The organism is Luteimonas sp. BLCC-B24, from assembly GCF_028550595.1.
Lineage (GTDB): Bacteria > Pseudomonadota > Gammaproteobacteria > Xanthomonadales > Xanthomonadaceae > Luteimonas.
This window is the reverse complement of sequence record NZ_JAQQGN010000004.1, coordinates 62,140-84,909: the sequence shown is the minus strand read 5'-3', so window position 1 is coordinate 84,909 and position 22,770 is coordinate 62,140. Positions and strand designations below refer to the sequence as shown.

The window sequence follows — 22,770 nt, the reverse complement described above, 5'->3', positions numbered from 1 at the left end:
CGATGGAGAACCACGATGCGATTGATTCTGGCCGGTGCGACCGGCCTCGTGGGCCGGCACGTGCTCGCCCGTGCGCTGGTCGATCCACGTGTCGGACACGTGGTCGCTCCCACGCGGCGTCCCGTGCCCGCGCACCCGAAGCTCGATGCGCCGGTGGTCGACTTCGACGCCCTGCCCGGTGATGCCCCCTGGTGGCGGGCCGATGCGGTCATCTGCGCGCTGGGCACGACCATGAAGGCCGCCGGCTCGCGCGCCGCGTTCCGCCGGGTGGACCACGACTACCCGCTGGCGATCGCCGCGCTCGCGCAGCGGCACGGCACGCCGACCTACGCGCTGAATTCCGCGATGGGGGCGGACCCGGCGTCGCGCGTGTTCTACAACCGGGTCAAAGGGGAACTGGAAACGTCGCTGCGTACGCTGGGCTTCGCGTCGCTCACACTGGTGCGCCCGGGGCTGATCGGCGGCGAGCGCGACGAGCGGCGCACCGGCGAGGCGCTCGCCGCGCGGATCCTGGGTGCGCTGCATCCGCTGCTGCCGGTGAAGTGGCGCATCAACCCGGCCCCGCACATCGCCGATGCGCTGCTCACCGCCGCGCTCGAGGCCCCGGCAGGCGTCCACGTGATCGCCTCCGACGCGCTGTCCTGATCGGCCGGAACGCCGTGGCCGGAACCGCGCGCTCAGCGCGGCAGGCGGTCACCGGGCTGCAGCAGCGGCGGTGCCGCGTCGAACGTCTCGGGATACTTGATGCCGGCACCCGTGTTGAGCGCCACCACGCGCTCGCCGGCACGGATCCAGCCCGATTCGCGCAACTGCGCGGCGGCCGCGAACAGCGCCGCGCCTTCCGGGCAGACGAACGTGCCTTCCAGCGCCGCGGCCTGGCGCTGCGCGGCGAGCAGCGCGGCATCGTCCACCGCGACGGCGCAGCCCGCGCTGGCATACAGGGCCTCGAGCACCAGGAAATCACCGAGCGCCTTGGGCACGTTGAGCCCGAAGGCGACTGTGCGCGACGCCGGCCAGAACGCCGACTCGGTCGCGCCGCGCGTCCAGGCCTCGACGATCGGCGCGCAGCCCGCAGCCTGCACCGCGACCAGCCGCGGCGGCGGCCGCGCGGCATCGATCCAGCCGAGCGCGCGGAGTTCGGCAAACGCCTTGTGCAGGCCGATCAGACCGACGCCGCCGCCCGTGGGGTACAGGATCACGTCGGGCAGTTGCCAGTCGAACTGCTCGGCGAGTTCCAGGCCCATCGTCTTCTTGCCTTCGATCCGGTACGGCTCCTTCAGCGTCGAGGCGTCGTAGAGCCCGCCATCGGCCACTGCCTGCGCGACGATCTTCCCGGCGTCGCTGATCAGACCGTCGACGAGATACAGCTGCGCGCCGGCGCTCGCGACTTCGTTGCGGGTGATCGACGGCGCATCCCTGGGCATCACGATCGTCGCGGCGATCCCCGCACGCGCGGCGTACAGCGCCCATGCGGCGCCGGCGTTGCCGTTGGTCGGCATCGCCAGCGCGGTGACGCCCAGTTCCTTCGCGCGCGAGACCCCGACCGCCGCGCCGCGGGCCTTGAACGAGCCGGTCGGCACGATGCCTTCGTCCTTCAGCGACAGCGCATCGATGCCGAGCGCCCGCCCGAGCCGCGGCATCGGCAGCACCGGCGTGCCGCCTTCGCCCAGCGAGACCACGTGCCCCGGATCGCGCACCGGCAGCAGTTCGTGCCAGCGCCACAGCGACGTGGTGCGCCCGTGCAGGTGCTCCGGCCGCCAGGTCGCCGCCAGGCGCTCGAGATCGTAGGCCGCCAGCAGCGGTGCGCCGGCCGGGGACAGGTTCTGCACGGTGTCCGCGTCGTGATGCGCCCCGGTGCGCGAGCAGACGAGATGCGACAAGGCGCTGAAATCGGTCATCGGGCGTTCCTGTGAAGCGACGGGACAGACTAGCGCGGCGCGCGCGTCCAGGCGGCGCCTCGAGCATCGGGCGGCGCCGACCCGGCACGCAGGGCGACGCCGCGTGGGGGCCGCCCGTCTCCTCGGCAGGCCGCGTCTCCGCCCGTCACGACGCGCGGCGCAGGCAGCCGGCCGCGCAGGCCCCGCGGCGGACACGGACATCGAGACGCCGCCTCGCGATGCTTCGAATGGACCTACATGCGACGGGCGCGTGCGAGTGACCGTCCGTCGGGCGAACACCGCAGCACGCGAACGCCGCGCCGCAGGCGGTCTAGACTCGAACGCGCGGCCGGCACATGGCCGTCGAGGTGGACATGGGACGCTGGCTGCGTGTGGCAATCCTGATGATCGCGGGTGCGGCCGGCGCACAGGCCGCGCGCGCGGACACGCCACCGGCGCCCGCCGAGGTCATGGCCCTGTCGCCGGAGCTGCGACAGGCCTTCCGCGCCGCGGTGACCGATCGCAGCCCCTCGCCGAGCGCACGTCTCGACCTGATGATGGTCTTCCTGTTCGACACGCAGCGGGGCCTCGGCATGCAGTACGACCATGCCGCGACGCACACGGTCGATCAGGCCTTCCGCACCCGCAAGGCCAATTGCCTCAGCTTCACCCTGCTGACCCTCGCACTGGCCCGCGAAGCCGGTCTCGAGGCGTATGCCCAGCAGATCGACGACGTGCTGTCGTGGCGCCAGGAGAACCTGCATCTGGTGCGCACCGATCACGTCAATACCGGCGTGCGCGTGCAGCAGCGGCGCTACACGATCGACGTGGCATCGAACGAGATCCTGACGCTCACCCCACCGCACACGATCGGCGACGACACGCTGCTGGCGCTCTACTACAGCAACCGGGCCATGGAGCTCGCGATGGACGGACGGCCTACCGAGGCGGCGCCCTACATGACGATGTCGCTGCGGCTGGATCCGACCTCGGCGAGCGGTCTCAACAACGCCGGCGTGCTCGCCCTGCGACATGGTGACGACGCCGCGGCCGAGCGCCACTTCCGGGCCGCGCTCGAACGCGATCCCGCGCACGGAGGTGCGCTCGCCAATCTGTCCCAGTTCTATACCCGGCAGGGCGACAGCGCGCGCGCCCGCCCGCTGCAGCTGCGCAGCGATCGCCTGCTCAGGCGCGACCCGTTCCACCAGTTCGTCACCGGCGCCCAGGCCGAAGCGAGTGGCGATCTCGCGACCGCCGTGCAGCGTTACCGGCGCGCGATCCGGCTGCACCCCGGTGAGCATCGCTTCCACTTCGCGCTCGCCCGCGCCCTGCTGCAGCAGGGCGATACGCAGGCCGCGGTCGCCGCATTGACGGCAGCGCGGAATCTCGCCGATCGCGACGGCACCGCGCAGTACCAGGCCAAGCTGGACCTGCTGAAGACCCGCCCGCCGCGCGAGTGAGTCTCGGCCCCGGCGTCGCTGGCCGTGGGCGCGGAGGCCGTCCGCAATCGTCGAACGTCGGATCCGATCCGCGCATTGGCCGCGCGTGGTGGCGACGAGCGGGCGGTTGCTGACCGGCCGGCATGCAGCGGCATACGGCGAGCGGAACGCCGAGCGTCCCGAGGTCCCGGCGGACTGGCACGTTGCCGCACACCTGCCCCGCGCCAGCTCGTGGTCACGCGCGAGACGCGGTGGGAACGCGCATCAGAGTTCCGTGTCCTGCATATTGCGGTTTCGTTTAAATGCTGTTAATCCTGCTGCGGCGCAGCAATCAAGAGCTTCAGCTGGCGCGGAACGGGGGGGACCACGAACCGAATCCGAGGACGCAGCGCATGGAAGACCGCAGGAACCCGCAGGTCGCAATTTCGCAGTTGGCCCACGCCGTCAGAACCGCACTCGCGGTCGCCGTACTCGCAGGAAGCGGCAGCGCATTCGCCCAGAGCGCGCCCGCCGCGCAGCAGAGCACCACGTCGCTGGACACCGTATCGGTGCTCGGATCACGCAACCAGCCGCGCTCGGAAGCCGAGTCCTCCGTGCCGATCGACATCATCGGCGTCGAGGAATTCCGTGGCCAGGGCGCCACCGATGCGCTCGACCAGCTTCGCGTGCTGGTGCCGTCGTTCAATGTCAGCACGATTCCGATCGACGACGCCGCCAGCCTCGTGCGCCCGGCCAATCTGCGCGGTCTGCCGCCGGACAACACCCTGGTGCTGGTCAACGGCAAGCGCTTCCACCGCTCGGCGGTGATCACCTTCCTCGGCCACGGATTGTCCGACGGCGCGCAGGGGCCCGATCTGTCGGTGTTTCCCTCGCTCGCGCTCGAACAGGTGGAAGTGCTGCGCGACGGCGCCGCCGCGCAGTACGGCTCCGATGCGATCGCCGGCGTGATCAATTTCGGCCTCAAGCAATCGCGTGAAGGCGGCACGGCCGAAGCCTTCGCCGGCCAGTTCTACGAGGGCGACGGCTTCACCCAGCAGTACAGCGCGCAGATCGGCCTGCCGCTGACCGAGCGAGGCTTCGCCACGTTGACGGCCGAATGGCGCAAGGCCGACGACACCTCGCGCAGCGTGCAGCGGGACGACGCGGCCGAAGCGGCCGCGGCCGGCTATCCGGACATTCCCAACCCGGCGCAGATCTGGGGCTCGCCGAAGGTGAAGGACGATCTGAAGATCATCGCCAACCTCGGCATTTCGGGCGAAGCGGTGGATCTGTATCTGTTCGGCAACTACGCCAGGCGCGAGATCGATGGCGGCTTCTACTACCGCACACCGACGTCGCGTTCGGGCGTGTATTCCAACGACGGCGGCGAGACCCTCCTGGTCGGCGACCTCACCGGCGCCGGGGGCTGCCCGGTGATTCCACTGCGCGACGCAGGCGGCGGCCTTCTGCCCTATGCCGGCGTGGGCGCGGCCGTGGCGGCGCTGCCGTCGAACTGCTTCACCTTCCTGTCGGTGTTTCCGGGCGGCTTCACGCCGCGTTTCGGCGGCGAACTCGAGGACCGCTCGGTGGTCGGCGGCCTCAAGGGCACCTGGGGCGACTGGCACTGGGACGTCAGCGCGACCCACGGCCGCAACCAGGTGGACTTCACGATCTACAACACCGTCAATGCATCGCTCGGGCCGAACCAGCCGGCCGGCTTCCGGTTCGCACCGGGCGGTAACGTGCAGACCGAAACCGGCGTCAACATCGATGTCGGACGTGACATCGACACCGGCTTCACCACCCAGCCGCTGAGCCTCTCGGCCGGCGCCGAGTGGCGCAAGGAGGAGTTCGAGATCCGCGCCGGCGACGCGGCGTCCACCGGCATCGGCCCGCTGACCGAACAGGGGTTCGCGCTCGGCTCCAACGGCTTCAACGGCTTCAGCCCGCGCACCGCAGGCAGCTTCGACCGCGCCAACTGGGCGGTGTACGTCGACGTCGAAGCGCGTTTCATCGAGCCCCTGCTGCTGGCGGCCGCGCTGCGCTACGAGGACTTCGACGATTTCGGCAGCACCACCAACGGCAAACTGACGGCGCGCTACGACGTGACCGATGCGTTCGCGCTGCGCGGCGCGTTCAGCACCGGCTTCCGCGCGCCCACGCCCGGTCAGGCCAACGTCAGCCAGATCACCACCGCGTTCGCGGGTACCGGTCTGGTCGACATCGCCACGCTGCCGCCGACCAACCCGATCGCCGCGCTCAAGGGTGCGCAGCCGCTGACGCCGGAGGACTCGACCAACTACTCGGCCGGCCTGGTCTGGAGCAGCGGCGACTGGCTGGTGACCGTCGACGGCTACCGCATCGAGGTCGAGGACCGCATCGCGTTGAGCTCGAGCTTCGAACTCACCGACGCCGAACGTGCGGCGCTGGTGGCATCGGGCAATGCGGAAGCGGCCTCGCTGACCTCGGTGACCTACTTCGGCAACGCCTTCGACACCACGACCACCGGGCTCGACGTGGTCGCCAGCCTCCGCACCGGCCACTTCGGCGGCACCACCACGTACTCGCTGGCCGGCAACTGGAACCGCACCCGTGTCGACCGCTTCAACGCCGATTTCGTGGACGAGGCCCGGGTGTACAAGATCGAGGAGTCGCTGCCACGCACCAAGGGCTATTTCAGCGTCAACCACCGGCGCGACGTCTTCCACGCCAACCTGCGTCTGGCCTACTACGGCAGCTGGTACGAAGACCATGTCGACAGCGCGGTGATCCGGGTCGAGGACGGCGGCCTGCCGATCTACGACGGCAGCGCGGTGATCGTCGATGCCGAGATCGGCTGGCGCTTCGCATCCGGGCTGTACGTCAACCTCGGCGCGCAGAACCTCTTCGACAAGGTGCCGGTCGACAATCCCTGGGGCGCGTCGGTCGCGGGCGCCGCCTATCCGGTGCATTCGCCCTACGGGTTCAACGGCGGCTTCTACTACGCGCGCGTGGGCTGGACGTTCTGAGACACCGCGACCGGCGGCGCATCGCCGCCGGTCGCGCCGAGTCGCGCCGGCGCCATGTGGCCGGTGCCCCTGCCGCCATTCCGTTCAGCCACGCCTGCAGCCCGGCGTGAATCGGCGTACCATGGGCCCTGCCCCGGATTTTGGTGTTCCGCGTCACGACGCCATCCGGCCGCCCGCCGCGCCCTTCGCTCCATCGCGCCCGCCCACGTGGCGTGTCACGCAGATCCGGCGCCCCTGCCCCGTCCTTCGACGGGTGTCCCGTCCCCGCACTGCCCGCACTCGCCGTGCCTGCACGCGATGGGGGCCGACCATCGCCGCACCCGCCCGCTCCAGGGCGGAGCGCGCGCATTCCATCCGCACCGGTATGAACGGAGACTCCATGTCCAGCAGCCCCAAGCCCGCCACCCAGCCCACCGCCGAGCGCAAGTCCAAGCAGGCACCGTCGATGAGCCACGACCGCATCGCCGCCGACATCGCCGCGTTCCGCAAGGCCGGTGGCAAGGTCGAAGTGCTCGGCAACACCCCGATCCAGCGCCGTGCCGCTCCGGCCGCAGCCACCGGTACCGCGGCTGCGACACCCGCCGCGCCTGCGCGCGCGCGCCGCTGATTCCCGGACACCGATCAGGAGACGTCGACTTGGCGAAGATCAATTACGGGTTCGAGAAGCGCCAGCGCGAGCTGGCCAAGCAGAAGAAACAGGAGGCCAAGGACGCGCGCAAGCGCGAAGCCCGGGCCGCGAAAGTGCCCGACGCACCGGCGATGCAGGAGGCCCCGGAGGCCGAGCCCGCATCCGCCGCGTCCGGCCAGGCAGACGCCGCGCCGCGCATCCATCGGCGGGCCTCCACCGGCGACTGAGCCGGCCTATCGGCGGCGCGCCACACCGGCGACACGGGCCCATGCGCCCGTCCCCGTCGCCCCGGTCCGTGAGGTGCCCCGTGTCCAGGGCGTCGGCGCGCCGGATCGGATGGGGACTAGCCGGCTGCCGGCATGGCGGTGATGGCGGGCCGGGCCGGTAGCGGCCTGCCCGGATGCCGTCCGGGCACCGGCCGATCCCGACGTGTCCCGCGCCCGGCCCGGCGCCGCTCGGCGCGGCGCGGATCAGGTCGTCGGCGGTCCCGACCCGCCGGGCGCGGGGCCGCCCCGGCGCCGCAGCATCCACGACGCCAGCGCGACCGCGACCAGTCCGATGACGGCGCCCGGCCACGCCCCCCAGGCCAGCGCAGCGCCGAGCCCCGCATACAGGGCAACCCCGCCGGCCAGCACCCGCGCCGTCGTCGTCGCCGCCGGTACGTCGCGCGTCCGCCGCAGCTCGAAGTGCACCACCGCGACGATCACCGGCGCCACCATCACCAGGCACAGCGCGATCCAGCAGGCCCGGCCCAGCCAGAATCCGGGCTCGCCGGGCAGCCCGGCATCGATCGGCAGCCCCAAGTGCAGCCCCAGCCATGCCGCCGGCCACTCGGCCAGCTTGTGCCAGAGGTAGAGCGGCATACCGAGCGCCCCCAGGACGGCGATCACGCGCGCGGGCACACGTCCCGCGAGGATGCGACGCGCCAGCGGCTCGAACGCCAGCACCGCGCCGACCTGCAGCCACATCACCCCGACCAGGGCCAGCGTCGGCGGAAGCATGTTGTTGCCGGCCAGCTGCACGCCGACCATCGCGACCGGGTAGCCGCTGGCCAGCGCCGCGGCGAGCCAGGCCGCGCCCAGTAGCAGCAGCGCCGCGCCGGCACCGACGCCGCGGATGCGCCCCCGTGTCCAGGCGATGCCGAGCTGCTGGGGAATCAACCAGACCACCAGCATGTTGAGCCATGCGAGGCCTGCGGGCCGCGCCGTCACCCGCGCACCGAGCGTGCCGACGGCGTCGATCGACGTCACGCCTCCACGCACCAGATCCAGCACCGCCGCAGCCACCACCAGCCCGGCGACTGCGCCCAGACCGAAGCGCGCATCGAGCCGCAGGCACCAGGGCAGCAGCGCCTGCACCGTCAGCAGCATCAGCAGAAACCACAGATGCACCGTCAACGAGGTATTGAAGACGGTATGCAGGGAGCCGCCGGCCAGCATCGACACCGCGACCAGTGCCGTCAGCACCGCCAGATAGGTGACCGTGGGCCGCGCAAGACCCAGTGCGCGGCCGCCCCACCAGTGCGCCTGGCCACCACGTGCCAGCCGGCGTGCGACGCCGTCCGCGCTGACGGCCGCCGACACGAAGACGAACAGCGGCACCACCTGCACCAGCCAGGTCAGCATGCCGGCGGTGTCCCAGACCGCGAGAAGGTGATCGGTGCCCGCCAGCGCGCCATCGACGACGCGCGGCAAGGTCGCGATCCAGTGTCCGAACACCACGACCAGCAGCGCGCCGGCGCGCAGGGCATCGGGATACGGATCGCGCGGCGAAGGCGTCATCGTGTCGGGGATGTCCGTTGCGGCAGGACAGCATACGGCGCGCTCGCGCGAATCCCGGGAGGACGCGGCCGATGCCGCCGCGCTACGCGTGCGGGAAGCTCGAAGTCATGGCGTGGACGATGCGCAGCCGGACGATGCGGCTGCCGTTCCTGCTCGCAACCCCGATTGCCGGCGCGCACGGGGGCGGACACGGCCTGGTGTGGCGCGGCGGCGCTCCCTTCGTCTTCGGCCGCTGCGGTCCCGGCCCGACTCCGCGCGCCGGGTGTCCGGTGCCCCGCCACGCGACATCGGCTCCAATGATCACGCTGCGCTCCAGGCCGCTTCCGAGACCATGCTGCATGAATGCCGGCACGGGCTGGCGTCCGACCGGGATCGTGGCCAACGTCGATTCCCTGCAAATCCGCCCGCATGCGGAACTCTGGGGCGAACGGCAGCGCGCCGGCAATGGCACCGCCGTCCCGATCACGCACTGGGGCCACGCCTGCGCGTACACGCATGCGCGTCCCGTCGTATCAGGATGCCGGCGCGTCGCCGCTCTGCGGCGTGTCGACCAGTTTGTCGACCGGATACCCCATCGCCCGCGCGCGTGCCACGAGATCGGCCTTGATCGCGGGATCGAGCGTGGGCGTGCGCGACAGGATCCACAGGTAATCCGCATCGGGCGAACCGACCATCGCCCAGCGGTAGTCGTCGTCGAGCGCGATCACCCAGTAGTCGCCCCAGACCATCGGCGCCCAGGCCAACCAGCCGGGCGCGAACCGGACCTCGAGGCGCGAGGTGCTGCCGTCCACCCGGCGTGCGACACCTTCGGCCTCATTGAAGCTGCCGTCCTCGGTGCGACAACGATTGACCACCGCGATCGTTCCGTCGGCCTGCGGCGTGTAGTGGGCGGTGGTATCGGCCACGCATTTGCGCTGGAAGAACATCGGCAGATGCGCCTGCTCGTACCAGAGCCCGGCGTAGCGCTGCAGGTCCACGTCCGGCACCGGCACGTTCGGCACGCTGCCGGCCATGCCGGTACCGGGCGAGGCGCACGCTGCCAGCAGCGTCGCGACCAGGAACATCGACGAGGGACGGGGCATGGAGGCGTTTCCGGATGGCGGGGGCGGGAGTATTCCGGGCGCGCTCGCGACGCGCCGTGAATGCATTCGCCGTGCCGCCCGGCGCTGCGCGCGGCGCCGACACACCACTCCGGCCCGCGCGCCCGGGAATCCGGCATGGTCCCGCGCGTCCGCGGACATCCCGGTGCCCCTGCACCTCCGCGCGCCACGGCGGCGCGGAGCATGCGACCGAACGAAGGCGGCTGCGCGCACACGCATGCAACGCCTGGCGAGCACCAGGCGTCGCCGTGCTGCGCGTGTATCAGCCGGCCGGCGCTGCCACGCGGCCTTCGGCCTGCTCGTCGGCGCTCGCTTCGCGCACGCCGTCGACGCGCACGGCGAAATGCAGCGTGCGCCCGGCGAGCGGGTGATTGCCGTCGATGCGCACCTGCGCGTCGTCGGCGCTGACCACGGTCACCAGCATCGCCCCGCCGGGCCCCTGCGCCTGGAACTGCATGCCGGGCGCGATGGTGTCCACGCCCTGGAAGGCCTCGCGTGGCACCGACTGGATCAACTGCTCGTTGCGCAGCCCGTAGGCGTCCTCGGGCTTCACGGTGACATCGAACGCATCACCGGCCTTGCGGCCGGTCAGCGCCTGCTCGAGGCCGGGCACGATGTTGCCCGCGCCGTGCAGGTACTGCAGCGGCTGGGCCGCGGGTGACTGGTCGAGGACGGCGCCCGAGTCGTCGGTCAGGGTGTAATGGAAGCTGGCGACACGCGCATCGGCGATCTCCATGGAGCATCTCCTTGGATCAGAACAGACGGGGGAATGCAGCTCGCGATGTACCGGTGGATTCACGGTGTGTGTTCGACGCTGCCCGGTCACCTTAGCGCCTGCCCGCGGGCGGCGCAAACCCGGATGCATGCAGATTCCCGAAGTGTTGGCGTGTCGCGGACCACCCGCGGGTCGCGCAACGACGCCGGATTCACGGGCCACGACCATGATCAGAGTCGTCACCGCCGACGGTCGCGGGCACACGCTTCACTGCCCATCGCCTGCCGCCGCCCACGCCCCGTCCACAGCGAAGGAACTCTCCGATGGCACTGATCCACTCGATTCTCATGGGCGCCGTCGCCGGTATGCGCGCGATGACGCCGCTGGCCACCGTCACCGCGGCCGCCTGCAACGGACGACTGCCCGCGGGCAACGGCGCGCCGCGCCTGCTGGCGAATCCTCTGGTATCCGCGGGCGCCAAGGCGCTGGCCGCGGGCGAGCTGGCGGGCGACAAGCTCGACGACGCGCCCGACCGCATCGTGCCCGCCGGCATGCTCGCGCGCATCGTGACCGGTGCCCTCGCGGGCGCGGCGCTCGCGCCGCGTGAGCAGCGCGGACTGGCCGCGGTGCTCGGCGCCGGCGCCGCGGTCGGCGCGGCCTATCTGACCTTCAACCTGCGCGTGCGTGCGATGAAGCGCTACGGCCAGAAGGCCACCGGTGCGGTCGAGGATGCGATCACGCTCGGCAGTGCCTCGCTGATCGCGCGCAGCGCCGCGCGCGAACGGCCACGGCGTCGGCGTCTGCGCTGATCGGCCTGCGCACCGGCGCCGTCGTCAGCGCGCGCCGTCGCGGCATCGACGGTAGCGCCGCTGCACGCGGCGCGCCCGGACGTGACCCCGCCGCGGGCCGCATTGCAGCGGCGACGATGGCGCGGGCGCCGGAGCGTGCTGGCCTGCCCCAGCCGCGGTGCTCGCGGCGCGACGCCCTCCGGTCTCGGCATCCGAGAACGCGCGCACCTACAATGCGCGCCCCTCCCGCCGCCCGGACCGCATGGACATCGTCGTTCTCGAAGAGCTCAAGGCCTATATCGATCCGCTGACCGCCGACGAATACGAAGCGCTCGAACGCAGTCTTCTGGCCGAGGGCTGCCGGGATGCGCTGGTGCTGTGGAACGACATCCTCGTCGACGGCCACAACCGGTACGGCATCTGCCAGAAGCACGGCTTGCCGTTCAATACGGTGCAGAACACCCGCTTCCAGTCGATGGAGGACGTGCACCTGTGGATGATCGAGCAGCACCTGGGTCGACGCAGTGTCTCGGATTACCAGCGCGGGGTGCTCGCGTTGCGCAAGCGCGCCATCCTGGGCGCGCGGCAGAAGGCGCAGCGCGATACGGGTTCGACCGCGGCCACCGCGACATCCGATGCCGCGCCCGACGATGACGCCGACGCGCGGCCACCGTGGGACGACATGCCCGTGGCGGTGAGCCGCGCCGAGCTCGCGCGTGAGGCCAAGCTCAGCAGCAACCAGGTCTCGATGATCGAGCGCATCCACGCCCAGGCCGCGCCCGAAGTGGTCGAGGCCCTGAAGGCGGGCGCGATCTCGATCAGCGCCGCGGCCGCCGTCGCCAGCCTGCCCGAAGACGAGCAGCGCAGCGCCGCCCAGGCCGGCAAGGCCGAACTCAGGCAGGCGGCGAAACGCGCGCGCGACGCGCGCAAGCGCACGAAGCCCGAAGCCTCCGACGCTGCGGACGCCGCGGGCGACGAGCCCCCGGCCGATGCCCGAGCGCTGCGTCGCCGCGTGGACGAACTCGAGCGCGAGAATGCGCAGCTGCGTGGCCAGATCGAGACGCTGCAGAACCAGCTGCAGCGTCTGCGCGGCTGACGCGTCGCGCTGGCGTGGTCCGGCGATGAGCCACACGGGCCGCCGCCCGTGCGGACGGCCGCGCAACCGTGATGCGCCCGCGCTCAGTCGGCGCGCAACACGATGCGGACGTCACGGTTGAACACCCGTTCGAAACCGGCATACGGCAGCGGATCCGCTGCGAACACCGCGCGGACCACGGCGGCCCGTCCGGCCTCGTCGAAGCTGCAGTCCTCCAGCGGCTCGACATGCAGGAGACTGCCGCCGGGAAGCTGACGCAGCTGCAAGGCGCAGTGGCCGCCGTGGCTCTGCGGTGGCGGTGTCCAGTGTGCATGGATCGCGGCGCGCACCGCCTTGGAATAGCGCGCATGCAGCGCCGAGTCGTCTTCGGCCTGCGCCAGACCCGCCGCCATCGCGAACGCGAGACCCCAGGTGCGCGCCCTGCCCGAGCCGATGCGAGTCGCGATCATCGATGCTTCCTGTGTGCAGGCGCATGCCCGTGCCGCCATTGTCGTGCAGGCCATGGCGCATCGACCAGCGCATCACGCGCGTCGCAGCGCGGTCGGCCCCATGTACGCGCGGTGCAGCTGATGCGGGGTGCGTGACCCGGAGCGTGCGACAGCGGGCCCACGCGCCCTGTTCGATCTCGCTCGCGTCTGCTGCAATGGCCCCCCGTCCGCTGGATTTCACCCTATGCGTATCCGACTTCGCGCGCTCGCGCCCCTCGCCCTGTGGCTGCTGTGCCTGCCCCTGCTGGCGCAGGACTACGTGCCGCCGCGCGATGCCTGGGCCGAGGTCGCGCCTTCGGACGCCGGCTTCGACCCCGTCCGGCTCGCCGCGGCCGTGGACTGGGCACGCGAGCACGGCGAACAGACGCCGGCCGATCTGCGCGACGCACTGGTGGCGTCCTTCGGTCCGCGTGAACCCGGCTACCGCATCCTCGGTCCGGTCGGCACGCGCGGCCCGGCGAACGGCATGATCCTGCGCGGCGGACGCATCGTCGCCGAATGGGGCGACACGCGCCGACCGGAAATGACCTTCAGCGTGGCCAAGAGCACACTGTCGGTGGTGGCCGGCCTCGCCTACGACGACGGCCTGCTGCCCGATCCCGGACAGCGCGTGGCCAGCCACGTCCATGGACCGTGGTTCGAGGGCGCGCACAACGGCGCGATCACCTGGACCCATCTGCTGCAACAGACCTCGGACTGGAGCGGCACGCTGTGGGACATCCACGACTGGGCCGACCGGCCGGAGGGCGACGATCCGGCGAACCGTCCGCTGCACGCACCCGGCACGCGCTACAAATACAACGACGTGCGCGTGAATCTGCTCGCGCTCGCCCTGCTCGAGCTGCAGCGCGAGCCCGCGCCGCAGGTGTTCAAGCGTCGGGTGATGGACCCGATCGGCGCCTCGCCGGGCTGGCGCTGGGCGGGCTACGACACCTCGTGGATCACGCTCGACGGCCTGCAGATGCAGTCGGTGTCCGGCGGCGGCCACTTCGGCGGCGGCATGGTCATCAACACGCGTGACCTGGCGCGCTTCGGCCTGCTGATGCAGCGCGACGGCGTGTGGAACGGGCAGCGCCTGCTGTCGTCGGACTGGATCACACGGTCGCTGACGCCGTCGACGATGAAGACCGATTACGGGTATCTGTGGTGGCTCAATACCGGGCGCGCGGCGATTCCGGCCGCGCCGGAGGGCGCGTTCTGGGCGGCCGGCTTCGGCGGCAATCATGTCTATGTCGACCGCACACACGACCTGGTCATCGTCACACGCTGGACACCCGACCTCGCCGGCGTGGTCACGCGCGTGCTCGAGGCGCTCGAGCGTCCCTGAGCGCGGACGCCCGCGCGCCGTCGTCCGCGGACGGGCGCGGATCCAGAGCGCGCCGCTCCGGTCCGCTCCCGGTCGGATGCACGCCGCAGCGCCTCCGCCGTCACCGCAGCGAAAGTGTCCTGCGGCACACTGCACGCCCGGTTGACGGTGTCGATCCCGATGTCCGATTCCCTCCCTGCGCTCGACTCCGTTCCGCCCGGCGGCACCGCACTGGTGGTCGGCGCCAGCGGCGGCATCGGCGCTGCGCTGGACGCGGCGCTGTCGGCCAGCGGGCGCTTCGTGCATGTCCTGGGCACCCGTCGTTCAGGACCGCTCCACCTCGATCTCACGGACGAGGCGAGCATCAGGTCGGCGGTGGACGACGCCTGCGCGCACGGCGAACTGCGGCTGGTGCTCGATGCCACCGGGTTCCTGCACGGCGCCGGCTTCACGCCGGAAAAGAGTCTCCGCGAGCTCGATGCCGCCCATCTCGCCCACGCCTATGCGATCAACGCGATCGGCCCGGCCCTGCTGATGAAACATGTGTTGCCGCGGCTGCCGCGGACGGGCAAGGCCGTGTTCGCCACCCTGTCGGCGCGCGTGGGATCGATCGGCGACAACCGGCTGGGCGGCTGGTATGCCTACCGGGCGTCGAAAGCGGCCTTGAACCAGTTGGTGCGCACGGCCGCGATCGAATTGCGGCGACGGGCGCCGCAGGCGATCTGCGTGGCCCTGCATCCGGGCACGGTGGACACCGCCCTGTCCACGCCGTTCGCGAAGACCGGGCTCGAGGTGCTGACGCCACGCGACGCGGCGGCACATCTGCTCGCGGTCATCGAGCGGCTGGCGCCGCACGACAGCGGCGGTTTCTTCGACTGGCGGGGCACACCGATCGCGTGGTGAGCGGTTCGCCGCCGATCGGCGGCGACGGCGCGCGACGCGCGGCGCCGCTCAGGCGTCGAGTGCCTCCCACAGCGCGGCGGGCACGGTATCGAGCTGTTCCAGCGCCGGGCGCCCGAACAGATAGCCCTGGAACAGGTCGATTCCCAGTGCGCGCAGCGCGCGGTACTCGGCCGGCGTTTCGACGCCTTCGGCCAGCAGCGTCGATCCGATGCGGCTGGCGATGTGATGGATCCCGGCCACGATGGCCTGTCGCACCGGGTCGCTGTCGATGCCACGGATCAGCGCCATGTCGAGCTTGATCAGATCGGGCTGGAAGCCGGTCAGCGTGGTGAGCCCGGCATAGCCGGCGCCGAAGTCGTCGATGGCGGTCTGGAAGCCGCGGCTGCGGTAGTCGTTGAAGATGCGCAGGACATGGGCCTGGTCGCGCACCTCTTCCGATTCCGCGGCCTCGAACACCAGGTTCTCGGTGGGAAAGCCGGAGATCTGCGCCGCGCGCAGGGTGAGCCGGATGCACGTCGCCGGCTGATAGACCGCGTTGGGAAAGAAGTTGATGAACAGCCGCGACTGCAGCCCGAGCGCCGCCGCCGTGGCGATGGCACGTACCCGGCAGGTCTGGTCGAAGCGGTAGAGCAGATCGGGCGTGACCTGGGCGATCACGTCCGCGGCGCTGCCGCCCTCCGGCGTGCGCACCAGCGCCTCGTAGCCGTAGATGGAGCGGTCGCGCGCGTCGACCACCGGCTGGAACGCCATGCGGAAATCGAAGCCCAGACGCTGGTCGCCCTGGCATTCGGCGCACTGGCGGGGCTCGGGGGTATCGCCGAAGAACTGCTGCAGATACATGGGATGCTCTCGAAACCGGCGACCCGCCTTCAGGGCCTGTGATGATGGCGGCACGACGTGGACACCGTGTGTGGACGCACCGCGAGCCGCTGCTGTGCCACACCGTCGCGACGCCGCGTGCCTGCGTTATCGGCCGACGGCCGACACAATGAAGCCTCGAGCGCAGCGCGTGGCGTGGCGGACGCCGGCTGCGCGGCGCAGGCGACACGCGGCGCCCACCTCATACGCGTGTGCGGCCCGCACGCGCCGCAGCGGCCGCTACACTGCCCGGCCCGACAGCGCACCGAGCCAATGCCCGATTCCGTCCGCCTGGCAAAACGTGTCGCCGCATTGGCCCGATGCTCGCGCAGCGAAGCCGCGCAGTACATCGAGGGCGGCTGGGTCACCGTGGACGGGCATGTCGTCGAGCGCCCGCACTGCATGGTCGGCGACGAGACCGTCGCGATCGATCCCGCAGCGCGCCTGGAGGCCGTCGAGCCGGCCACCCTGTTGCTGCACGCGCCGATCGGGTTCGATCCCGACGCGGGTATCGACGCCGTCCTCGCGCTCGCCCGGCCGGACACACGCTGGGCCGAGGATCCGTCCGACGTGCGCATGCTGCAGCGCAATTTCCATCGGCTCACGCCGCTCGTGCCACTGGACCTGGACGCCAGTGGCCTGATCGTGCTGACACAGGACGGGCGTGTGCGCCGGCGACTCACCGAGGATCTGGCAGGCCTCGAGCAGGAATTCGTGGTCGAGGTGAGCGGCGAGCTGGCGCCCTACGGCCTGGCCCGGCTCAACCACGGCCTGCAGTACGCCGGACGCAGCCTGCCGCCGTGCAAGGTCAGCTGGCAGAGCGAGGCCCGCCTGCGCTTCGCGATCAAGGACGTGCGCCGCGGCCAGCTGCGCGCCATGTGCGCCGAGGTGGGACTCGAAACGACCGCGATCCGCCGCATCCGCATCGGCCGCATCCCGCTGGCGAAGATGCCGCCCGGCCGTTGGCGCTACCTGCCCGTCGGCACGCGGTTCTGACGCCGGCCGATGCGAGGCGACGTGCCGGCGCTCAACCGCCCGGGGCCGCGCCGGCGCGCTCGATCCGGAAATCGATGGGCTTGTAGCTGAAGTTGTTGGACTGCCCGGCCGAGCAGGCCGTCATCGCCACCACCATCGGCATTTCCGCGCGCAGACGGATGAAATCCCCGGGGCCGCTCAGCGGCGGCCGCACCGCCACCTGCCCGGTCTCGCTGTCGTAGGTGACGTGCATGAAGATGTTGAAGGCGACCGGAATGCGGTCGATGCCGATACCGTAGGGCGCGAGCGCCGACGCGAGATTGCCTTCGCAGCCCGGCCGCCCCTCGGTTTCACCGTACAGCAGTTCGAACATCCGCTTCGAGCACGGGGTCAGGGTGAAGTCGTGCCGGCCGCAGGTGTCCTCGATGATGGTGAACATCGGGTTGCTGCGGTTGGAGTACAGCACGTCACCGGTGGTGAGCAGCAGTCGCGAGGCGTAGTCGATCGACCGCCCGGACGAGAGGTATTCCGCCAGATCGTCACGCGCGAACGCGGTCAGATCGCTCACCTGCTGGCCCATCGGATCCATCACGACCAGCACGTCCCCGGCCTCCAGCTCCACCGCCCGTCCGGAACACGGCGGAATCCGCTGGTACGTCGTCTCGGCCGTCATCGCGCACTCCGGACGCGGAACGGGCAGGTCCAGTCGGGCTCGGCACGGCGTCCGCTGTACTGGCGCGTTTCCGCAGCGGCGCCGAAGTCCGCGAGATTCGGATTGATCGAGCCCTGCAGGGCGATGTCGCGCTGGCGGGTCGCGGCCTGCATCTTCTGGTAACGGCCGTCGGCGCGCAGCTGCTCGAACTGGCGGTGCGAGTTGAACACCAGTGCCGGCGCATCGAAGCGTCGGGCCCGGCGCGACGCGCCCGGATGCAGCCCGATGACGAAGAACGGATGGCCGGCCAGGCTCAGGCTGAAATGCGGATCGTCGGGATCGCGGCTGACATCGGCAGCCCAGCGGGTGCCGCGCTTCGCGTCCAGATCGTGCAGGCGCTGCAACTGCGACCACAGCAGGGCCTCGAAGCGCTGTTCGTCGGTATCGGCCGGCCCGTCAAACAGCGCCACCAGCGAATGCACCGTGGTGTCGTCCTCCGGCGCCGCGTCGATCATGTCCGCGAACGCGGCCAGCGTGTCGAGCAGCGGCGCGTCGTTGGCCCGGTCGCCGAGGCGTCCGAACTCGAACGGGCGGATCGCGCCCCGGGCCAGCGCGGCTTTCGATCCCACGCAGGGAAACGAGGGCTCGGCGACGAAGTCGAGAAAGCGCGCCGACAGCACACCCGACGGCCTCGACGTCGCCTGGATGGCGGACAGGGCATCAGCGGGCTGACGACGGTGGGGACAGGCAGTCATTCGCAGGGATCCTTTCGCATGCACGGTGCATGCACGATTCGACGACGTGCAGCCTAGGCAGGGCGGAACGATTTACGCGTGCAGAAGCGATTCGAAGCGTGCAGTTATTGACGTACATGCAGGGACATCCGTGAAGTTGCCGCGCACATGGCGAGGTTCATCACCTCGAGTACACGGACGCAGGGGCAACGGCTCGCCGCGTGGTGCAGGAGGCCTGGCGTCGTCCTTGCAGTCGCGCTGCCGGCAGCGCGACGGGGCGACGGCGCCGTCGCCACGCACGCCGCTCGCGCGTCGCATCGACGAGGTTCAAGTTCGCGTCGACGCGGCCGATAGCGCTGGAACGCACCGCTCGTCCCCACCGCCCGCACCACCCTGGGAGCGTCATGACCGAACCTGTCGCAAGCGCGGTGGCCGAGGCCAGCGTCGATGATCACATCCGCTCCGTGGCCGGCATTTCCGATGCCCTGCTCCGCCAGCTGCGCCAGTCACTGCAGCGGATCGACGAAATCAACCGGGTCACCCGGATCATCTCGATGAACGCCCGCATCGAGGCGGTGCGCATCGGCGCGGCGGGACGCAGCTTCGGCGTGATCGCGCAGGAGATGGACACCCTGTCGCGCAACGTCAGCGACACCGCGCAGGACATCGATCGCATGGCGGGCGCCACCAGCCTGGATCTGCAATCGAGGCTGCAGCGCCTGCAGAGCGAGGTCCGGCACACGCGGCTGGCGGGCCTGGCGCTCGGCAACATCGACCTGATCGACCGCAATCTCTACGAACGCAGCTGCGACGTGCGCTGGTGGGCCACCGATCCCTCGCTGGTCGAGGCCGCGTTGCGTCCGGACGCGGACACGCTCGGCCACGCCAGTCGCCGGCTGTCGCAGATCCTCGACTCGTACACGGTGTATTTCGACCTCGTGCTGGCGAGCCTGGACGGTCGCGTGCTCGTCAACGGCCGACCACGGCAGTACACCTCGGTCGGCGCGAACGTCATCGACACGCCGTGGTTCCAGAGCGCCATCCGCACCCGATCGGGCGACGACTACGGGTTCCAGTCGGTCCATGCCAGCCCACTCGCCGGCGGCGAACGCGCGCTGGTCTACTCGTGCACGGTGCGTCACGGCGGCCGCATCGACGGCGCGCCGCTCGCGGTGCTGGGCATCGTGTTCCGCTGGGATGCGCTGGCCCAGACCATCGTGACGCGCACGCCGCTGTCGGACGCGGAATGGCCGCGCAGCCGGGTCTGCATCGTCGACGACGGCGGGCGGATCCTCGCCGATTCGAGCCCGGCCGCGGACCAGGACGTGCTGGAATTCGACGGCCGCGACCGTGTGTTCGCCAGTGCCCGCACCGCCGTCGACGTCACCTGGCGGGGCCGGCCGCACTGCATCGCGCACGCGGCGTCACCCGGCTACGAAACCTACCGCACCGGCTGGCACAGCCTGATCCTGCAGGCGCTCGACTGAGCCGCGCCGGCGCGGTCACGACGTCGCGAGGTGCTCCGGCACCCGCCTGCGGATACCACCGGGACACCGGGCACGGGCCGATGGTCTGACGCCCGTCGCAGGCCGGGTGTGCGTGCGCGCGAATGCGACCTGCACGGTCCCGGTGGCGGAATCGCAGGCGGTCGCGCAGGTGCCGGCGTCTGCCGCAGGCGGCCGCTCGCCGTGGCGAGGGCCTTGTGATCGTCGCCGGCATCGCCCCGTCGGGGATCGGCAGGCGGACGCGGACCTGACCGGGAGGCGCCGGCCGGACCCGCAGGCGCGTTCGCGCCAGGCGCCGTCGCGGGTCGCGCGCGGCCCCGGCCCTTTTTCCAGGCCGGACGTGACGGCCCTTCCGCGCTCGCAGCCGGCAGGCGAGCGCCCGGCACGGCTTTCGGCCACACTGCAGCCCCTGCGCGGTGCCCGCGCCCGGATTCCGACGTCTTGAAAACACCCGCAAGCCTGCAGACCCTGATCGACGAAGGGGTCATCGACGCTGTGATGCGCCCGCTCAAGAGCGGCAAGGAGGCCGCGGTCTACGTCGTGCGCTGCGGCGACGCCCTCCGCTGCGCCAAGGTCTACAAGGACATGGCGCAGCGCAGCTTCCAGAACCGCGTGCAGTACCAGGAGGGCCGCAAATCACGCGGCAGCCGCGAGGCGCGCGCGGTCGCGAGCGGCAGCCGCTACGGCCGCCGGCAGCAGGAGGCGGAATGGAAGAGCGCCGAGGTCGACGCGCTCTATCGGCTGCGTGACGCCGGCGTGCGCGTGCCCGAACCCTACGGCTTCTTCCACGGCGTGCTGGTGATGGAGCTGGTCACCGATGCCGACGGACAGTCCGCGCCGCGTCTGGGCGAGGTCGAACTCGAGCCGGACCAGGCGCGCGAATTCCACACCGTGCTGATACGCCAGATCGTGCGCATGCTGTGTTGCGGGCTGATCCACGGCGACCTGTCGGCCTACAACGTGCTGGTCGCGCCCGACGGACCGGTGATCATCGATTTTCCGCAGGTGGTCAGCGCCACCGGCAACAATGCCGCGCGCAGCATGCTGCTGCGCGACGTCAACAATCTCACGGCCACGCTCGGCCGCTGGGCGCCGGACCTGCTCGACACCTGGTACGGCGAGGAGCTGTGGGCCCTGTTCGAACTGGGCGAGCTTCGGCCCGATACCGCACTGACCGGGCGCTTCACCTTCGACGCGCGCACCATCGATCTCGACGGCGTGCGCGACGCGATCAACGATGCGCGCGAGCTCGCACTGATCCGCCAGCAGGGCCGCGAGGCGCAGGACGAGGACTAGCCGCGCAGCCCCACCCCCGCATCGCCCCAGCACGTTCCGCTCCAAGCGCTTTCCATGACGTCCACCCGCTCCCCAGACGACCGCCCACCTGCACATCGCCCGGCCGCCACGCCGACCACGCATCCGCGCAACCGGCACCAGGGCCGCTACGACTTCGGCCGTCTGGTCCAGGCCGACCCGGCGCTGGCGGGTCACCTGGTGACGACGCCGCGCGGCGAGGCCAGCGTCGATTTCCACGACCCGGTCGCCGTGCGCGCGCTCAACCGCGCCATTCTTCGCGCCGATTACGGCATCGCCCACTGGGATCTGCCCGACGGCGCGCTGTGCCCACCCATTCCCGGCCGCGCCGATTACCTCCACGGCCTGGCCGACCTGCTGGCCGACACCGGCGACGGCCGTATTCCGCGCGGCCTGTCGATCCGCGTGCTCGATGTCGGCGTGGGCGCGAGTGCGATCTATCCGCTGCTGGGTCACGCCGAATACGGCTGGCGCTTCGTCGGCGCGGACATCGACGCGACCTCGCTCCAGGTCGCCGCGGCGATCATCGCGTCCAACCGTCTGGAACGCGCGATCGCGCTGCGCCGGCAACCGCACCGACAGCACATCTTCGAGGGCATCGTCGGCGCGGACGACCGCTTCGATCTGACGCTGTGCAATCCGCCGTTCCACGCCTCGGCCGCCGACGCCGCGTATGCGGGCGATCGCAAGCGGCGCCAGCTCGGATCCGCCGCAACGCCCGCGCGCGGGCGCCCGCTGCGGGCCGCGTCGAACTTCGGCGGGCACGCGCACGAGCTCTGGTGTCCGGGCGGTGAAGCCGGGTTCCTGCGCCGGATGGTGCACGAGAGTGCCGACATCCCGGACCGCGTGTTGTGGTTCAGCAGCCTGGTCTCGCGTGCCGAGCACCTGTCGGGCCTGCGTCGCCAGCTGCGCCAGGCCGGCGCGCTCGACGTGCGCGAGGTCCCCATGGCCCAGGGCAGCAAACAGAGCCGCTTCGTCGCCTGGACCTATCTGGATGCCGAAGCGCGCGCGGCCTGGTGCGCCGCGAGACCGTGACGCGCCGGCGCGGCGCGCCTGGCGTCACCCCGCGCCATGTACGCCGTACAACACAGGCCCCGCCTCGCGCATGAAGATCCGCAGCGTGACGGGGCCGATCCCGTCGAACGCGAGCAGCCGGCGCTCGAAGTCGACGCGGCCATCGGCCGCCCGGGCGATGCCGTGGACCTGCCCGTCGTACTCGTCGACCAGCCGCTGTCCCAGCCGTGACAGGCGGCGCGCGGTGGACACGTCGTAGCGTCGGTACCCGCCTTCGCCGAGCATTCGCACCAGCGCGGCATGGGGGCAGCGGGCCAGGGCCTGCGGCGTCCCGCAGCCCCGATCGACGAGCACCTGCCAGGTCCGCGCCGCGATCGTCTGCGCGATGCGATGCCCGAACAGCATGCTGGCGAGCAACCACTTGAACAGCGCGGCTTCGTCGTTCGGGCCCACGCTCAGGCCGAGATCCTGTGCCGAGAGATGGCGGCGCATGGCGAACTCCTGGAGGTGCCGGCCATCTTCCATGCAGGCCGTGAACCCCGCATCGCAGGCCCGCAACGGGCGGCACACGGAGCCACGCCGTCGTGCGGTCGCGGCGCGGCGTGCCGCC

At 71.2% G+C, this 22,770-nt stretch carries 22 protein-coding genes; 13 read left to right on the top strand and 9 right to left on the bottom strand.

All coding sequences use genetic code 11. From position 1 onward, the window contains the following. Positions 1-15 precede the first annotated feature (15 nt). The gene (locus PQS31_RS10145) at positions 16-645 is read left to right on the top strand and encodes an NAD-dependent dehydratase (RefSeq protein ID WP_272762606.1); all 630 of its coding nucleotides are present in this window, start codon (positions 16-18) and stop codon (positions 643-645) included. A 32-nt stretch (positions 646-677) separates the two neighbouring features. Here PQS31_RS10145 and PQS31_RS10140 read toward each other — a convergent pair whose 3' ends face one another. Further along, positions 678-1,898: a threonine synthase gene (locus tag PQS31_RS10140; protein ID WP_272762605.1), complete on the bottom strand. Its 1,221-nt coding sequence runs from the start codon at positions 1,896-1,898 to the stop codon at positions 678-680. A gap of 335 nt (positions 1,899-2,233) precedes the next feature. Between PQS31_RS10140 and PQS31_RS10135 the strand changes: the two genes are divergently transcribed. The 4 genes from PQS31_RS10135 (at position 2,234) to PQS31_RS10120 (ending at position 7,158) form a co-directional block, all read left to right on the top strand. Continuing rightward, the gene (locus tag PQS31_RS10135) at positions 2,234-3,337 is read left to right on the top strand and encodes a tetratricopeptide repeat protein (protein WP_272762604.1); all 1,104 of its coding nucleotides are present in this window, start codon (positions 2,234-2,236) and stop codon (positions 3,335-3,337) included. Positions 3,338-3,708: 371 nt separating this feature from the next. Beyond that, positions 3,709-6,303, top strand: coding sequence for a TonB-dependent receptor (locus PQS31_RS10130; protein WP_272762603.1), 2,595 nt, complete (start codon positions 3,709-3,711; stop codon positions 6,301-6,303). Between the two features lie 379 nt (positions 6,304-6,682). After that, on the top strand, positions 6,683-6,910 hold the full coding sequence (locus PQS31_RS10125; protein WP_272762602.1) for a hypothetical protein: 228 nt from the start codon (positions 6,683-6,685) through the stop codon (positions 6,908-6,910). Positions 6,911-6,939: 29 nt separating this feature from the next. Continuing rightward, positions 6,940-7,158 carry a hypothetical protein gene (locus tag PQS31_RS10120; protein ID WP_272762601.1) on the top strand — a complete coding sequence of 73 codons (219 nt, stop codon included), beginning with the start codon at positions 6,940-6,942 and terminating at the stop codon, positions 7,156-7,158. Positions 7,159-7,401: 243 nt separating this feature from the next. Here the strand turns inward: PQS31_RS10120 and PQS31_RS10115 are convergent, their stop codons facing one another. The 3 genes from PQS31_RS10115 to PQS31_RS10105 all read right to left on the bottom strand — a co-directional run bounded on the left by PQS31_RS10115 (position 7,402) and on the right by PQS31_RS10105 (position 10,548). Beyond that, complete coding sequence (locus PQS31_RS10115; RefSeq protein ID WP_272762600.1) at positions 7,402-8,712, bottom strand: acyltransferase family protein; 1,311 nt, start codon at positions 8,710-8,712, stop codon at positions 7,402-7,404. Between the two features lie 512 nt (positions 8,713-9,224). Beyond that, on the bottom strand, positions 9,225-9,794 hold the full coding sequence (locus PQS31_RS10110) for a lipocalin family protein (protein ID WP_272762599.1): 570 nt from the start codon (positions 9,792-9,794) through the stop codon (positions 9,225-9,227). 280 nt (positions 9,795-10,074) lie between these two features. After that, entirely contained in the window at positions 10,075-10,548 is a 474-nt protein-coding gene (locus PQS31_RS10105) for a peptidylprolyl isomerase (RefSeq protein WP_272762598.1), read from the bottom strand. Positions 10,549-10,850: 302 nt separating this feature from the next. On the opposite strand from PQS31_RS10105, the gene PQS31_RS10100 reads away from it, so the two are divergent. After that, positions 10,851-11,336, top strand: a complete 486-nt coding sequence (locus PQS31_RS10100; RefSeq protein WP_272762597.1) for a DUF4126 domain-containing protein — start codon at positions 10,851-10,853, stop codon at positions 11,334-11,336. 241 nt (positions 11,337-11,577) lie between these two features. Further along, positions 11,578-12,411 (top strand): plasmid replication/partition related protein, encoded by an 834-nt coding sequence (locus tag PQS31_RS10095; protein ID WP_272762596.1) that lies wholly within the window; start codon positions 11,578-11,580, stop codon positions 12,409-12,411. 83 nt (positions 12,412-12,494) lie between these two features. Here the strand turns inward: PQS31_RS10095 and PQS31_RS10090 are convergent, their stop codons facing one another. Next, positions 12,495-12,860, bottom strand: coding sequence for a TonB C-terminal domain-containing protein (locus PQS31_RS10090; protein ID WP_272762594.1), 366 nt, complete (start codon positions 12,858-12,860; stop codon positions 12,495-12,497). Positions 12,861-13,083: 223 nt separating this feature from the next. Here PQS31_RS10090 and PQS31_RS10085 point away from each other — a divergent pair, with 223 nt between their 5' ends. Beyond that, positions 13,084-14,226: a serine hydrolase gene (locus tag PQS31_RS10085; protein WP_272762593.1), complete on the top strand. Its 1,143-nt coding sequence runs from the start codon at positions 13,084-13,086 to the stop codon at positions 14,224-14,226. A gap of 159 nt (positions 14,227-14,385) precedes the next feature. After that, positions 14,386-15,108, top strand: a complete 723-nt coding sequence (locus PQS31_RS10080) for an SDR family NAD(P)-dependent oxidoreductase (RefSeq protein WP_272762592.1) — start codon at positions 14,386-14,388, stop codon at positions 15,106-15,108. A 48-nt stretch (positions 15,109-15,156) separates the two neighbouring features. Here the strand turns inward: PQS31_RS10080 and PQS31_RS10075 are convergent, their stop codons facing one another. After that, positions 15,157-15,948: an EAL domain-containing protein gene (locus PQS31_RS10075; protein ID WP_272762591.1), complete on the bottom strand. Its 792-nt coding sequence runs from the start codon at positions 15,946-15,948 to the stop codon at positions 15,157-15,159. 291 nt (positions 15,949-16,239) lie between these two features. Here PQS31_RS10075 and PQS31_RS10070 point away from each other — a divergent pair, with 291 nt between their 5' ends. Next, positions 16,240-16,962, top strand: a complete 723-nt coding sequence (locus PQS31_RS10070; protein WP_272762590.1) for an RNA pseudouridine synthase — start codon at positions 16,240-16,242, stop codon at positions 16,960-16,962. A 31-nt stretch (positions 16,963-16,993) separates the two neighbouring features. Here PQS31_RS10070 and PQS31_RS10065 read toward each other — a convergent pair whose 3' ends face one another. Together PQS31_RS10065 and gntA are read right to left on the bottom strand one after the other, a co-directional pair. Continuing rightward, positions 16,994-17,614, bottom strand: a complete 621-nt coding sequence (locus tag PQS31_RS10065; RefSeq protein ID WP_272762589.1) for an urea carboxylase-associated family protein — start codon at positions 17,612-17,614, stop codon at positions 16,994-16,996. After that, positions 17,611-18,348, bottom strand: a complete 738-nt coding sequence (gntA, locus tag PQS31_RS10060) for a guanitoxin biosynthesis heme-dependent pre-guanitoxin N-hydroxylase GntA (protein WP_272762588.1) — start codon at positions 18,346-18,348, stop codon at positions 17,611-17,613. The genes PQS31_RS10065 and gntA overlap by 4 nt, the downstream gene beginning before the upstream one ends. A gap of 383 nt (positions 18,349-18,731) precedes the next feature. Here gntA and PQS31_RS10055 point away from each other — a divergent pair, with 383 nt between their 5' ends. The 3 genes from PQS31_RS10055 (at position 18,732) to rlmF (ending at position 22,181) form a co-directional block, all read left to right on the top strand. Continuing rightward, entirely contained in the window at positions 18,732-19,814 is a 1,083-nt protein-coding gene (locus PQS31_RS10055; protein ID WP_272762587.1) for a methyl-accepting chemotaxis protein, read from the top strand. 459 nt (positions 19,815-20,273) lie between these two features. Continuing rightward, entirely contained in the window at positions 20,274-21,128 is an 855-nt protein-coding gene (locus tag PQS31_RS10050; protein ID WP_272762586.1) for a PA4780 family RIO1-like protein kinase, read from the top strand. A gap of 54 nt (positions 21,129-21,182) precedes the next feature. Then, a complete protein-coding gene (gene rlmF, locus PQS31_RS10045; RefSeq protein WP_272762585.1) occupies positions 21,183-22,181 on the top strand; it encodes a 23S rRNA (adenine(1618)-N(6))-methyltransferase RlmF in 999 nt (332 codons plus the stop codon). A 24-nt stretch (positions 22,182-22,205) separates the two neighbouring features. Here the strand turns inward: rlmF and PQS31_RS10040 are convergent, their stop codons facing one another. After that, entirely contained in the window at positions 22,206-22,652 is a 447-nt protein-coding gene (locus PQS31_RS10040; protein ID WP_272762584.1) for a DNA methylase, read from the bottom strand. Between the last annotated feature and the right edge of the window lie 118 nt (positions 22,653-22,770).

What these genes read in the sequence shown, in the direction of transcription:
- PQS31_RS10145 (WP_272762606.1), top strand. Translation starts at nt 16, where the DNA reads ATGCGATTGATTCTGGCCGGTGCGACCGGCCTCGTGGGCCGGCACGTG.
- PQS31_RS10140 (WP_272762605.1), bottom strand. Translation starts at nt 1,898, where the DNA reads ATGACCGATTTCAGCGCCTTGTCGCATCTCGTCTGCTCGCGCACCGGG.
- PQS31_RS10135 (WP_272762604.1), top strand. Translation starts at nt 2,234, where the DNA reads ATGGCCGTCGAGGTGGACATGGGACGCTGGCTGCGTGTGGCAATCCTG.
- PQS31_RS10130 (WP_272762603.1), top strand. Translation starts at nt 3,709, where the DNA reads ATGGAAGACCGCAGGAACCCGCAGGTCGCAATTTCGCAGTTGGCCCAC.
- PQS31_RS10125 (WP_272762602.1), top strand. Translation starts at nt 6,683, where the DNA reads ATGTCCAGCAGCCCCAAGCCCGCCACCCAGCCCACCGCCGAGCGCAAG.
- PQS31_RS10115 (WP_272762600.1), bottom strand. Translation starts at nt 8,712, where the DNA reads ATGACGCCTTCGCCGCGCGATCCGTATCCCGATGCCCTGCGCGCCGGC.
- PQS31_RS10110 (WP_272762599.1), bottom strand. Translation starts at nt 9,794, where the DNA reads ATGCCCCGTCCCTCGTCGATGTTCCTGGTCGCGACGCTGCTGGCAGCG.
- PQS31_RS10105 (WP_272762598.1), bottom strand. Translation starts at nt 10,548, where the DNA reads ATGGAGATCGCCGATGCGCGTGTCGCCAGCTTCCATTACACCCTGACC.
- PQS31_RS10100 (WP_272762597.1), top strand. Translation starts at nt 10,851, where the DNA reads ATGGCACTGATCCACTCGATTCTCATGGGCGCCGTCGCCGGTATGCGC.
- PQS31_RS10095 (WP_272762596.1), top strand. Translation starts at nt 11,578, where the DNA reads ATGGACATCGTCGTTCTCGAAGAGCTCAAGGCCTATATCGATCCGCTG.
- PQS31_RS10090 (WP_272762594.1), bottom strand. Translation starts at nt 12,860, where the DNA reads ATGATCGCGACTCGCATCGGCTCGGGCAGGGCGCGCACCTGGGGTCTC.
- PQS31_RS10085 (WP_272762593.1), top strand. Translation starts at nt 13,084, where the DNA reads ATGCGTATCCGACTTCGCGCGCTCGCGCCCCTCGCCCTGTGGCTGCTG.
- PQS31_RS10080 (WP_272762592.1), top strand. Translation starts at nt 14,386, where the DNA reads ATGTCCGATTCCCTCCCTGCGCTCGACTCCGTTCCGCCCGGCGGCACC.
- PQS31_RS10075 (WP_272762591.1), bottom strand. Translation starts at nt 15,948, where the DNA reads ATGTATCTGCAGCAGTTCTTCGGCGATACCCCCGAGCCCCGCCAGTGC.
- PQS31_RS10070 (WP_272762590.1), top strand. Translation starts at nt 16,240, where the DNA reads ATGCCCGATTCCGTCCGCCTGGCAAAACGTGTCGCCGCATTGGCCCGA.
- PQS31_RS10065 (WP_272762589.1), bottom strand. Translation starts at nt 17,614, where the DNA reads ATGACGGCCGAGACGACGTACCAGCGGATTCCGCCGTGTTCCGGACGG.
- gntA (WP_272762588.1), bottom strand. Translation starts at nt 18,348, where the DNA reads ATGACTGCCTGTCCCCACCGTCGTCAGCCCGCTGATGCCCTGTCCGCC.
- PQS31_RS10055 (WP_272762587.1), top strand. Translation starts at nt 18,732, where the DNA reads ATGACCGAACCTGTCGCAAGCGCGGTGGCCGAGGCCAGCGTCGATGAT.
- rlmF (WP_272762585.1), top strand. Translation starts at nt 21,183, where the DNA reads ATGACGTCCACCCGCTCCCCAGACGACCGCCCACCTGCACATCGCCCG.
- PQS31_RS10040 (WP_272762584.1), bottom strand. Translation starts at nt 22,652, where the DNA reads ATGCGCCGCCATCTCTCGGCACAGGATCTCGGCCTGAGCGTGGGCCCG.